This window comes from Mycobacterium sp. NGS62 (genome assembly GCF_059812285.1).
The window spans coordinates 831,815-845,203 of record NZ_JCALCK010000001.1 but is presented as its reverse complement, the minus strand read 5'-3'; the positions used below and the strand labels follow the sequence as shown (position 1 = coordinate 845,203).

Sequence of the window (13,389 nt, the reverse complement as noted above, 5' to 3'; positions counted from 1 at the left end):
ACCATTACCCGCGCGTAGAACTCGCTAGTAACCGATCGGCACAGGAAAACGCACCGGTTCTTATGACACTCTTATTGCAGCCGACGCTCGATTTCGGCGCCCCGGTGATGGGCGAGTCAGTCGAGTAGGGCCGGGGATTCCGACGGGGACTCAACGACACCCAGGGCAGCGCCGCTCTGACACCGCAGCGATACGAGCATTACAGGGAGATTGGCAACGTGACGATCCACGAGCATGACCGGGTGTCCGCCGACCGCGACAAGATGACCGCGCAGGCCACGCAGGGCGCTCATGCTCTCGTCGATCGTCTGACCGCCGGCGAGCCCTTTGCCGTCGCGTTCGGCGGCCAGGGCAGCGCCTGGCTGGAGAGCCTGGAAGAGCTGGTGTCCTCGGCCGGTATCGAGTCGGAGTTGACGACGCTGGTCGGCGAGGCGCATCTGCTACTCGAACCGGTCGCCGATGAGCTGGTGGTGGTGCGTCCGATCGGCTTTGAACCGCTGCGTTGGGTCCGCGCGCTGGCCGCCGAAGATCCGATTCCTTCCGCCAAGCATCTGACCTCGGCGGCAGTCTCGCTGCCCGGCGTGCTGCTCAGCCAGATTGCCGCCGTGCGCACGCTGGCGCGCCAGGGCCTGGACCTGTCCGGCAATCCGCCAGTGGCGCTGGCCGGACACTCGCAAGGCGTGCTGGCGGTTGAGGCGCTGAAGACCGCGGGTGCACGTGATATCGAACTGCTGGCGCTGGCGCAGTTGATCGGTGCGGCCGGCACGTTGGTAGCTCGCCGGCGCGGCATCTCGGCGCTGGGGGACCGCTCGCCGATGGTGTCGGTGTCCAATGCTGATCCCGACCGCATCCAGCGGTTGCTCGAAGAGTTCACCCGAGACGTCCGGACCGTGCTGCCGCCGGTGCTGTCCATCCGCAACGGCCGGCGCGCCGTCGTCATCACCGGGACTCCCGAGCAGCTGTCACGGTTCGAGCTGTATTGCAAGCAGATCTCGGAGAAAGAGGAAGCCGACCGCAAGAACAAGATTCGCGGCGGCGACGTCTTCGCCCCCGTCTTCGAGCCGGTGCAGGTCGAGGTGGGTTTCCACACGCCGCGGCTGGCTGATGGCATCGACATTGTCGCCGACTGGGCCGAAAAAGTAGGCCTGAATGTCGACTTGGCCCGCGCCATGGCCGAGTCCGTGTTGGTGAAGCCCGTCGACTGGGTGGAGGAGGTCGCTTCGATCCACGACGCCGGGGCTCGCTGGATTCTCGACTTGGGGCCGGGCGACATCTTGACCCGCTTGACCGCCCCGGTCATCCGCGGCCTGGGCATCGGGATCGTGCCCGCGGCCACCCGCGGGGGTCAACGCAATCTGTTCACGGTCGGCGCCGTCCCCGAGGTGGCGAGGGCTTGGTCGAGCTACGCGCCTTCGGTGGTCAGCCTGCCCGACGGGCGAGTCAAGCTCTCAACGAAGTTCACCCGGCTGACCGGCCGCTCGCCGATCCTGCTGGCGGGTATGACACCGACCACCGTCGACGCCAAGATCGTCGCTGCTGCCGCCAACGCGGGGCACTGGGCCGAGCTGGCCGGCGGTGGCCAGGTCACCGAACCGATCTTCGACGACCGCATCGAGGAGCTCACCGGCCTCTTGGAGCCGGGCCGCACGTTCCAGTTCAACGCGCTGTTTCTCGACCCGTATCTGTGGAAGCTGCAGGTCGGCGGAAAGCGGTTGGTACAGAAGGCCCGTCAGTCCGGCGCACCGATCGACGGACTGGTCGTCAGTGCCGGCATTCCCGAACTGGAAGAAGCCGTCGAACTGATCGACGAGCTCAACGAAATCGGGATCACTCACGTGGTGTTCAAGCCGGGCACCGTCGAGCAGATCCGCTCCGTGATCCGCATCGCCACCGAGGTGTCGACCAAGCCGGTGATCATGCACATCGAGGGCGGCCGCGCGGGCGGTCACCACTCCTGGGAAGACCTCGACGACCTACTGTTGACCACCTACTCCGAGCTGCGGTCGCGGCCCAACATCACCGTCTGTGTGGGCGGCGGGATCGGCACCCCCGAGCGGGCAGCCGAATACCTGACCGGGCACTGGGCCGAGTCCTACGGCTTCCCGTTGATGCCGGTCGACGGCATCCTGGTCGGTACTGCTGCGATGGCGACCAAGGAGTCGACCACCTCGCCGTCGGTCAAGCGGATGCTGGTCGAGACGCAGGGCACCGACCAGTGGATCAGCGCCGGAAAAGCGCAGGGCGGCATGGCGTCCAGCCGTAGCCAGCTCGGCGCGGACATCCACGAGATCGACAACACCGCCTCGCGGTGCGGCCGACTGCTCGACGAGGTCGCCGGAGACGCCGAAGCGGTGGCCGCCCGCCGCGACGAGCTCATCGCCGCGATGGCCAACACCGCCAAGCCGTACTTCGGTGACGTCGCCGAGATGACGTATCTGCAGTGGCTGCAGCGTTACGTCGAATTGGCGATCGGCGACGGCGATTCGACCGCCGACACCGCGTCGCCGGGCAGTCCGTGGCTGGCCGACACTTGGCGTGACCGTTTCGCACAGATGCTGCAACGAGCCGAAGCCCGCCTCCACACGCAGGACTACGGCCCCATCGAGACTTCGTTCAACAACGATCGGCTCCTGGAAAACCCCAACGAGGCCATCGCCGTTCTTCTTTCGAGCTACCCCGACGCCGAGACCGTCCAACTGCACCCGGCCGACGTGTCGTTCTTCGTCACGTTGTGCAAGACGCTGGGCAAGCCGGTCAACTTCGTGCCGGTCATCGACAAGGACGTACGGCGTTGGTGGCGCAGCGATTCGCTGTGGCAGGCACACGATGCCCGCTACGACGCCGACCAGGTCTGCATCATCCCGGGCACCGCCGCGGTGGCCGGTATCACCCGGCTCGACGAGCCGGTCGGCGAATTGCTGGACCGCTTCGAGCAGGCCGCCATCGACGAGCTGGTCTCGGCTAACGGGCAACCGGAGTCGGTGACCGCGCGCCGCCAGGGCCGCGCCGATGTGAGTGGGCCGTTGGCTGTTGTGCTCGACGCCCCCGACGTGCTGTGGGCAGGCCGCGCTGCCACCAACCCGGTGCACCGTATCGCCGATCCGGGCGAATGGCAGGTGCACGAAAACCGCACTGCCACACATTCCTCCACCGGAGCGCGGCTGCACACCGACGGTGATCAGGTCGTGCTGAGCGTGCCGTTATCTGGCACTTGGATTGACATCCGGTTCACCTTGCCGGCCGCCACCGTCGACGGCGGCACCCCGGTGGTCGAGACCGACGATGCGGCGAGCGCGATGCGGTCGGTGCTGGCCATCGCCGCGGGGGTCGACGGGCCCGACGCGCTGCCGCCGGTGCAGGACAGGACGGCCACCGTCACCGTGGGCTGGGACCCCGAGCGAGTGGCCGACCACACCGGCGTCACCGCCACCTTCGGCGAGCCGCTGGCGCCCGGGTTGACCACCGTGCCCGACGCACTGGTCGGCAGTTGCTGGCCCGCGGTGTTTTCCACCATCGGCTCGGCCGTTACCGACACCGGGGTGCCGGTGGTGGAGGGTCTGCTGAGTCTGGTGCATTTGGATCATGCCGCGCATTTGGTCGGGCAGCTGCCCACCGTTCCGGCCGAATTAACCGTTACTGCAACGGCTTCAGCGGCCACCGACACCGAGGTCGGTCGGGTGGTTCCGGTCTCGGTGACTGTCGCGAGTTCAGACGGCACGGTGCTGGCGAAACTCGAGGAGCGGTTCGCGATCCGCGGCCGCACCGGAGCGGTCGAGCTGACCGACCCGCAGCGGGCCGGTGGCGCGGTCTCCGACAACGCCACCGACACCCCGCGGCGCCGTCGCCGCGACGTCGCGCTGAGTTCGCCGGTCGACATGCGGCCATTCGCGGTGGTCTCCGGTGACCACAACCCGATTCATACCGACCGGGCCGCCGCGTTGTTGGCGGGCCTGGAATCGCCGATCGTGCATGGCATGTGGCTCTCGGCCGCGGCGCAGCACGTGGTGACCGCTACCGACGGGCAGGCCCGGCCACCGGCCCGGCTGATCGGCTGGACCGCGCGTTTCCTGGGCATGGTGCGCCCGGGCGACGAGGTGGACTTCCGGGTCGACCGGGTCGGAATCGACCAGGGTGCAGAGGTTGTGGAGGTCAGTGCAAAGATTGGTCCGGATCTCGTCATGTCGGCGACGGCCCGGCTGGCCGCGCCCAAGACGGTCTATGCGTTCCCCGGCCAGGGTATTCAGCACAAGGGCATGGGCATGGACGTCCGGGCCCGATCCAAGGCCGCCCGCAAGGTGTGGGACGAGGCCGACAGGTTCACCCGTGACACGCTGGGCTTCTCGGTGCTGCACCTGGTCCGCGACAACCCGACCAGCATCATTGCCAACGCCGTGCACTACCAACATCCCGACGGCGTGCTGTTCCTGACGCAGTTCACTCAGGTGGCGATGGCGACGGTGGCAGCCGCCCAGGTTGCCGAGATGCGTGAGCAGGGCGCATTTGTCGAAGACGCCATCGCGTGCGGCCACTCGGTCGGGGAGTACACCGCGCTGGCCTGCGTCAGTGGCGTGTTTGAACTCGACGCGCTGCTGGAGGCCGTGTTCCACCGCGGCTCGAAGATGCACGACATCGTGCCGCGTGATGAGTTGGGCCGCTCCAACTACCGGCTGGCCGCCATCCGCCCGTCGCAGATCGATCTGCCCGACGCCGACGTGCCTGGGTTCGTCGCCGACATTGCGGCGAATACTGGTGAGTTTCTTGAGATCGTCAACTTCAACCTGCGCGGCTCGCAGTACGCGATCGCCGGCACGGTGCGTGGTCTCGAAGCGTTGGAAGCCGAAGTGGAGCGGCGCCGCGAGATCACCGGCGGCAAGCGCTCGTTCATTCTGGTGCCGGGCATCGACGTGCCGTTCCACTCGCGTGTGTTGCGAGTCGGTGTGGCCGAATTCCGCCGGTCGTTGGAGCGGCTGCTGCCGCGCGACAAGGATCCCGACCTGATCGTCGGGCGCTACATCCCCAACCTGGTGCCGCGGCCGTTCACCCTGGACCGCGACTTCATTCAGGAGATCCGGGATCTGGTGCCCGCCGAGCCGCTGGACGAGATCCTCGCCGACTACGACGTCTGGCGGTCCGAGCGGCCCAGCGAGATGATGCGCACGATCTTCATCGAGTTGCTGGCCTGGCAGTTCGCCAGCCCGGTGCGCTGGATCGAAACGCAGGACCTGCTGTTCACCGAAGAGGCGGCCGGCGGTCTGGGTGTAGAGCGGTTCGTCGAAATCGGGGTGAAATCTTCGCCGACCGTCGCCGGATTGGCCACCAACACCCTCAAGCTGCCCGAATTTGCCCACAGCACAGTGGAAGTGCTCAACGCCGAGCGCGACGCCCCGGTGCTGTTCGCCACCGACACCGACCCCGAGCCGGAAGAAGCGGACGAGGCGGTTGCGGATTCCGAGGTGGCCGCACCGGTGACCGCAGAGGCGACGCCCGTTCCCGCCGCCCCAGCGCCCGCGACCTCGAGTGGCCCGCGGCCCGACGACCTCTCGTTCGATGCCGCGGACGCCACACTGACGCTGATCGCGCTGTCAGCCAAGATGCGCATGGACCAGATCGAAGCGCTCGACTCCATCGAGTCGATCACCGACGGTGCGTCCTCACGACGTAACCAGCTGCTGGTCGACCTGGGCTCGGAGCTGAACCTGGGCGCCATCGACGGCGCCGCCGACGCCGACCTGGCCGGGCTGCGATCACAGGTCACGAAGCTGGCCCGCACCTACAAGCCTTACGGGCCAGTGCTTTCCGACGCGATCAACGACCAGCTACGCACGGCGTTCGGCCCGTCGGGCAAGCGGCCGGCCGCGATCGGCGAGCGGGTGAAAAAGACCTGGGAACTCGGCGACGGTTGGGTCAAGCACGTCACAGTGGAGGTCGCGCTGGGCACCCGCGAGGGAACCAGTGTCCGCGGCGGCGCGCTGGGCGACCTGCATGAGGGCGCGTTGGCTGACGCCGCGTCCGTCGACAAGGTCATCGACGCCGCGGTCGCCGCGGTGGCTGCGCGGCAAGGAGTTGCAGTGGCGCTGCCATCCTCCGGTGCCGGCGGTGGCGCGACAGTCGACGCGGCTGCGCTGAGCGAATTCACCGACCAGATCACCGGCCGCGACGGCGTGCTGGCGTCGGCGGCCCGTCTGGTGCTCGGTCAGTTGGGCCTCGACGACCCGGTCAGCGCGCCCGCGGCCGCTACCGACGCCGAACTCATCGATCTGGTCACCGCCGAACTGGGTTCCGACTGGCCGCGGTTGGTGGCGCCGGTATTCGACGCCAAGAAAGCCGTCGTCTTCGACGACCGCTGGGCCAGCGCACGTGAGGATTTGGTCAAGCTGTGGCTGGCCGATGAGGACGAAATCGATGCCGACTGGACCCGGCTGTCCGAAAGGTTCGAAGGCGCCGGGCATGTCGTGGCAACTCAGGCCACCTGGTGGCAGGGCAAGTCGCTGGCCGCCGGACGTCAGCTGCACGCCACGCTGTATGGGCGGATCGCCGGCGGCGCGGAGAATCCCGATAAGGGTCGCTACAGCAACGAGGTTGCCGTGGTCACTGGCGCCTCGAAGGGCTCGATCGCCGCATCGGTGGTTGGACGGTTGCTCGACGGCGGCGCTACCGTCATCGCGACCACATCGCGGCTGGACGACGAACGGCTGGCTTTCTACCGCCAGCTGTATCGCGACCACGCCCGCTACGGCGCTGCCCTGTGGGTGGTGGCCGCCAACATGGCCTCCTACTCGGACATCGACGCGCTGGTCGATTGGATTGGCACCGAGCAAACCGAAAGCCTTGGGCCGCAGTCGATTCACATCAAAGACGCACAAACCCCGACATTGCTGTTCCCGTTCGCGGCACCCCGCGTCGCCGGTGACCTGTCGGAGGCCGGGTCGCGCGCTGAGATGGAGATGAAGGTGCTGCTGTGGGCCGTGCAGCGGCTCATCGGTGGCCTGTCGAGCATCGGCGCCGACCGGGACATCGCGTCACGGCTGCACGTGGTGCTGCCCGGCTCACCGAACCGCGGCATGTTCGGTGGTGACGGCGCGTACGGCGAAGCGAAGTCCGCGCTGGACGCCGTCGTCACTCGTTGGCACGCCGAATCGTCGTGGGCGCAGCGAGTCAGCTTGGCGCATGCGCTGATCGGCTGGACCCGCGGCACCGGTTTGATGGGCCACAACGACGCCATCGTCAGCGCCGTCGAAGAGGCCGGCGTGACAACGTATTCCACCGACCAGATGGCCGGCATGCTGCTGGGGCTCTGCGACGTCGAGTCCAAGGCCGCTGCCGCCCAGTCGCCGATGAAGGTGGACCTGACCGGCGGTCTCGGGGACGTCGAACTGGACATGGCCGAACTGGCCGCCAAAGCTCGCGAAGAGACAGCCACCGACGCCACGGCCGACGACACCACGCCCGAGGGCACCATCGCCGCGCTGCCATCACCGCCGCGCGGCTACCGCCCGGCGCCGCCTCCGGAATGGCACGACCTCGACGTCGACCCGGCCGACCTGGTGGTGGTCGTCGGTGGCGCCGAGCTCGGCCCGTACGGTTCGTCGCGCACCCGGTTCGAGATGGAGGTCGAAAACGAACTGTCGGCGGCCGGAGTGCTGGAACTGGCCTGGACCACCGGACTGATCCGTTGGGAAGACGATCCGCAACCGGGTTGGTATGACACCGAATCCGGTGATCTCGTCGATGAAGCTGAACTCGTCGAGCGCTACCACGACACCGTGGTGGAACGGGTCGGGATCCGCGAGTTCGTTGACGACGGCGCGATCGACCCTGACCACGCCTCACCGCTGTTGGTGAGCGTGTTCTTGGATAAGGACTTCGCGTTCGTGGTGTCCAGCGAGGCCGACGCTCGCGCGTTCGTCCAGTTCGACCCAGACCACACCGTCATCCGGCCGGTGCCCGACTCCTCCGACTGGGAGGTGATCCGCAAGGCGGGCACCGAAATTCGGGTGCCACGCAAGACCAAGTTGTCCCGGACGGTTGGTGCGCAGATCCCGACCGGCTTCGACCCGACGGTGTGGGGCATCAGCCCCGACATGGCGACGTCGATCGACCGGGTGGCGTTGTGGAACATCGTGGCCACAGTCGACGCGTTTCTGTCTGCCGGGTTCACCCCGGCCGAGCTGATGCGTTACGTGCACCCGACACTGGTGGCCAGCACTCAGGGCACCGGGATGGGCGGCATGACGTCCATGCAGACGATGTACCACGGTAATCTGTTGGGCCGCAACAAGCCGAATGACATTCTGCAAGAGGTATTGCCGAATGTTGTTGCAGCCCATGTGATCCAGTCCTACGTCGGCAGCTACGGCTCGATGATCCACCCCGTCGGCGCGTGCGCGACCGCGGCGGTGTCGGTCGAGGAGGGTGTCGACAAGATCCGGCTGGGCAAAGCCGAATTGGTCGTCGCCGGCGGGTTCGACGATCTGACGCTGGAAGCAATCATGGGGTTCGGCGACATGGCGGCCACCGCCGACACCGGCATGATGCGCGGCCGGGGCATCAGCGACGCGAAGTTCTCCCGGCCGAACGATCGGCGCCGGCTGGGCTTCGTGGAAGCCCAGGGCGGCGGCACGATCCTGCTGTCCCGTGGCGATCTCGCGGTCAAGATGGGGCTGCCTGTGCTGGCCGTGGTCGGTTACGCGCAGTCGTTCGGGGACGGGGTGCACACCTCGATTCCGGCACCAGGGCTCGGCGCGCTGGGCGCCGGGCGTGGCGGCAAGGATTCGCTGCTGGCCCGTTCGTTGGCCAAACTGGGCGTCGGCGCCGATGACATCGCGGTGATCTCCAAGCACGACACCTCGACACTGGCCAACGACCCCAACGAAACGGAACTGCATGAGCGGCTTGCTGATTCGCTCGGACGGTCCGACGGGGCACCGCTGTTCATCGTGTCGCAGAAGAGCCTGACCGGACACGCCAAGGGTGGCGCGGCGGTCTTCCAGATGATGGGGTTGTGCCAGATCCTGCGTGACGGGGTCATTCCGCCCAACCGCAGCCTGGATTGCGTCGACGACGAGTTGGCCGGCGCCGCGCACTTCGTGTGGGTGCGAGACACCTTGCGGCTCGGCGAAAAGTTCCCGCTCAAGGCTGGCCTGGTGACCAGCCTCGGATTCGGGCATGTGTCGGGTGTGATCGCGCTGGTGCACCCGCAGGCTTTCCTGGCGGCGTTGAGCCCCGAGCAGCGTGTGGAGTATCAGCAGCGCGCTGACGCTCGGGTATTGGCCGGCCAGCGCCGACTGGCGTCGGCGATCGCCGGTGGCCCGCCGATGTATGAGCGGCCCGCCGACCGTCGCTTCGACCACGCGGTGTCCGAGAAGCGGCAGGAGGCGGCGATGCTGCTCGACGCGGCGGCCCGCCTGGGCGATGACGACATCTACATCCGATAGCCTCGGCGCCTATGAGCATCGTCGGAGTGGGGATCGACGTGGTGTCCATTCCGGAGTTCGCCGACCAGGTCGACCAGCCCGGCACGGTGTTCGCCGAGACGTTCACACCGGGTGAGCGGCGCGACGCCTCCGACAAGAGCTCCTCGGCGGCGCGGCACTTAGCCGCACGCTGGGCCGCCAAGGAGGCGGTGATCAAGGCGTGGTCGGGCTCGCGGTTCTCCCAGCGGCCGGTGCTGCCGGAAGGTATCCACCGCGACATCGAGGTGGTCACCGACATGTGGGGGCGACCCCGAGTGCGGCTGACCGGGGCCATCGCCAAACACTTGGCCGAGGTGACGATCCACGTGTCGCTGACCCACGAAGGCGACACCGCCGCCGCGGTAGCGATCCTGGAGGCTTAGTAGTCCTGGGCGCGAGCGTGCGTGTTTGTACACGACACGCCGAAGAAGCGCGTACAACTGCGCACGCTCGCGACTCGCTGGCCGCGCACTAGCCTCGAGGCTATGAGCGAACTGGTCGAACAGGTCCGCGCCGTCCTGCCGTCGGTGCGCCGTGACCTGGAGAACCTGATGCGCATCGAGTCGGTGTGGGCCGACCCGGCGCGGCGCAGCGAGGTCCACCGCAGCGCGCAAGCTGTCGCGGACTTGCTGTCGCAGGCCAGTTTTGGCGATGTGCAGATCGTCAGCGCCGACGGTGCACCTGCCGTCATCGCCCGGCACCCGCCGCCGCCGGGAGCACCCACCGTGCTGCTGTACGCCCACCACGACGTCCAGCCCGAGGGTGATCCCGCCCAGTGGGTATCGCCGCCGTTCGAGCCGACCGAACGCGATGGCCGACTCTACGGACGCGGCAGCGCCGACGACAAAGCAGGCATCGCAACACATTTGGCGGCATTTCGGGCGCACGACGGCAACCCGCCAGTTGGAGTGACGGTGTTCGTCGAAGGCGAAGAAGAGTCGGGTTCGCCGTCGCTGGGGCGGCTGCTGGCCGACCACCGCGACGTATTGGCCGCTGACGTGATCGTGATCGCCGACTCGGACAACTGGAGCACTGACGTCCCGTCGTTGACGGTGTCGCTGCGCGGGCTCGCCGACTGCGTGGTCGAAGTCGCCACCCTCGACCACGGGCTGCACTCTGGGCTGTGGGGCGGTGTGGTTCCCGACGCGCTAAGCGTGCTGGTGCGCCTGTTGGCCAGTCTGCATGACGACGACGGAAATGTCGCCGTGTCCGGACTGCACGAAAGTACTGCGGCCGCAGTCGATTATCCCACCGAGCGAGTACGCGCCGAAACCGGCTTGCTGGATGGTGTGACCGAAATCGGATCCGGTTCGGTGCCACACCGGCTGTGGGCCAAACCGGCGATCACGGTAATCGGCATCGACACCACAACCGTTGCGGCGTCGTCGAATACCCTGATCCCGCGCGCTCGGGCCAAAGTCAGCATGCGGGTCGCCCCCGGCGGTGACGCCGCCGCGCACCTCGACGCGCTAAGCACGCACCTGGAACAGCATGCGCCGTGGGGCGCTCAGGTGACCGTCACCCCCGGCGATGTCGGCCAGCCTTATGTCGTCGATGCGGACGGGCCGGTCTATGACGTCGCACGCGCGGCATTCCGCCAGGCATGGGGCGCCGAACCGGTCGAGATGGGAATGGGCGGCTCGATTCCGTTCATCGCCGAGTTCGCCGCCGCCTTCCCGAAGGCGACGATCCTGGTCACCGGCGTCGAAGACCCGGCCACACAGGCGCACAGCGTCAACGAGAGCCTGCACCTCGGGGTGCTGGAGCGGGCCGCGACCAGCGAAGCGCTGCTACTGGCCGCACTGGGCGATCTACACCGATAGGTCGCGGCGCAGCTTGGCTACGTGGCCGGTGGCCTTCACGTTGTACTGCGCGACGGCGATCTTGCCCTTCTCGTCGACGACGAACGTCGAGCGGATGACACCTTGGACGGTCTTGCCGTACATCTTCTTCTCGCCGTAGGCGCCCCAGGCGCTCAAGACCTCGCGGTCGGGATCGGACAACAACGGAAACGTCAACCCCTCGGCGTCGCGGAACTTGGCCAGCTTGGCCGGCTTGTCGGGGGAGATGCCGACGACGTCGAGTCCCGCGCTGTTGAGCTCCCGCAGATTGTCGCGGAAGTCGCAGGCCTGTTTGGTGCAGCCGGGGGTCGACGCCGCCGGATAGAAGTAGACGACGACGCGACGGCCCTTGTAGTCGGCCAGCGACACCGTATTGCCGTCGGCGTCGGGCAGGCTGAAGGCGGGCGCTTGGTCGCCGGGCTGCAGGCGTGCGGTGTCGGTCAACGCGATCCCTTTCTTTTCACCAGCGCATCGACGTCGGCGCCGGCTGCTCGGGTCACCGCGTGGCGACCCGCTGCGCCCGGCTTCGCCGCGCTTGCGATCGCCACTAGGGTAGTTCGGTAGCACCCGGGCCAGGCCGGTGGTGCGGGAGGACAGGGAGGACAGCGTGGCGGACCGGGATCCCGACACCATCAAGCAGGAGATCGACCAGGCCCGCGACCAACTGGCGTCGACCGTCGATTCATTGGCTGAGCGGGCCAATCCCCGCCGCATCGCCGACGACGTCAAAGCCGGAGTGGTCGCCTTCGTCAAGAAACCCGCGGTCGCGGTTTCGCTGGCCGGGATTGGGGCGCTCGCCGTCGTGCTGGTGGTCCGCAAAATCCGCGATCGCTGACCGGAGCAGAAGCCGCAGCGCTACAGGGCCGTTCGCAATAGCCCGTAGTGGTTAAGCCGACCGCCTCGGCGGAAATTCAGCACGCTTGTGGACGGCATCGAGATAGGCATGCGCCCGTCCTGGGATCGTTGCCAGCACTGCGATGGTGCGACCGCCTCGCCCGTATGCCGCGACGAATTCCCATGCATCGGGATCGCCTTCAACAATCTCGAATGCATCGTAATCGGTTGTTACACCCAGCATCTGAAGCTTGACGTCATACTGATCGGACCAGAAATAGGGCACCTCATCGTAGGTCTCGGCGCCTTCGGGGCCTGCCAACAGCGTGCGAGCGGCCGCTGCGCCCTGACGTCGCGCGTCGTCCCAGTGTTCCGTACGCAGGTAGCGGTCATATAGCGGATGCCACCATCGCGCTACGTCACCCGCAGCGACGACGTCTTTGGCGTCTTCGGCGGCGCCTGTGGCATCGCAGACCACCCCGTCGTCCACACGCAATCCCGAGCCGCTGAGCCAGTCGGTGGCGGGAGTCACGCCCAGGCCGATGATGACCAGATCGGCCGGGACCTGCGACCCATCAGTGAGCCGAACCGCCTCCACTCTGCCGTTACCGACGATTTCGTCGACACCGACGCCGACCCGCAAGTCCACGCCATGTCCGCGGTGCAGTTGGGCCCAGCGAGCTGCCATCTCGTTGCCCAGCGCGGCCAGCAACGGGCCGGCGGCTTTTTCGACGAGCACCACGTCCAGCCCTAGCGATCGGCAACTCGCGGCGACCTCGGCACCGATAAATCCGCCGCCGACCACGACTAACCGGGGACGTGAATCCAAGCGTTCCCGAATCGCCAGGCAGTCGTCGACCGTGCGCAGCATCAACACCCCATCGGGAACCGGACCGCCCGGCCATTGGCGCGGGAGCGCGCCGCTGGCGATCACCAGTCCGTCGAATTCCAACGACAAGTCTTGGTTCTCGTCGCGCAGATGGACGGTGCGGGCCGACATGTCCAACTTGATCGCCGACGCGCCTCTCAGCACGCGCGCTTCCAGTTCGAATTGAGGTGCAAGGTCGACGCCCGCCCTATGCACCTTTCCGGTGAGCAGCTTCTTCGAGAGCGGCGGCCGATGGTAGGGAGCGTGCCGCTCGGCACCCACGATTGTCAGGGCGCCGTCGTAACCGTCCTGTCGGAGGGTCTCCGCCGCTCGTGTCCCCGCCACGCCGGAGCCGACAACAACAACCTGCCTCAGCTGGCGACCGGGCATCGGG

Annotated in this window: 5 protein-coding genes and 1 pseudogene; 4 read left to right on the top strand and 2 right to left on the bottom strand. The window is 67.4% G+C overall.

Annotation, left to right across the window (positions count from 1 at the left end; all coding sequences use genetic code 11):
• Nucleotides 1–218 precede the first annotated feature (218 nt).
• The 3 genes and pseudogenes from AC5Y49_RS03900 to AC5Y49_RS03890 all read left to right on the top strand — a co-directional run.
• Nucleotides 219–9,434 carry a fatty acid synthase subunit beta domain-containing protein gene (locus AC5Y49_RS03900; protein WP_499884440.1) on the top strand — a complete coding sequence of 3,072 codons (9,216 nt, stop codon included), beginning with the start codon at nucleotides 219–221 and terminating at the stop codon, nucleotides 9,432–9,434.
• Nucleotides 9,435–9,445: 11 nt separating this feature from the next.
• Nucleotides 9,446–9,835, top strand: coding sequence for a holo-ACP synthase AcpS (gene acpS, locus AC5Y49_RS03895; RefSeq protein ID WP_499884439.1), 390 nt, complete (start codon nucleotides 9,446–9,448; stop codon nucleotides 9,833–9,835).
• A gap of 102 nt (nucleotides 9,836–9,937) precedes the next feature.
• Nucleotides 9,938–11,289 (top strand): annotated as a pseudogene (locus AC5Y49_RS03890) (dipeptidase); the annotation flags it as partial.
• Here AC5Y49_RS03890 and bcp read toward each other — a convergent pair.
• A complete protein-coding gene (gene bcp / locus AC5Y49_RS03885) occupies nucleotides 11,264–11,737 on the bottom strand; it encodes a thioredoxin-dependent thiol peroxidase (protein ID WP_499884438.1) in 474 nt (157 codons plus the stop codon). The pseudogene AC5Y49_RS03890 and the gene bcp sit on opposite strands and share 26 nt — an antisense overlap.
• A 163-nt stretch (nucleotides 11,738–11,900) precedes the next feature.
• Between bcp and AC5Y49_RS03880 the strand changes: the two genes are divergently transcribed.
• Entirely contained in the window at nucleotides 11,901–12,128 is a 228-nt protein-coding gene (locus AC5Y49_RS03880) for a DUF3618 domain-containing protein (RefSeq protein ID WP_499884437.1), read from the top strand.
• A gap of 51 nt (nucleotides 12,129–12,179) precedes the next feature.
• Here the strand turns inward: AC5Y49_RS03880 and AC5Y49_RS03875 are convergent, their stop codons facing one another.
• On the bottom strand, nucleotides 12,180–13,385 hold the full coding sequence (locus tag AC5Y49_RS03875) for an NAD(P)/FAD-dependent oxidoreductase (RefSeq protein WP_499884436.1): 1,206 nt from the start codon (nucleotides 13,383–13,385) through the stop codon (nucleotides 12,180–12,182).
• Between the last annotated feature and the right edge of the window lie 4 nt (nucleotides 13,386–13,389).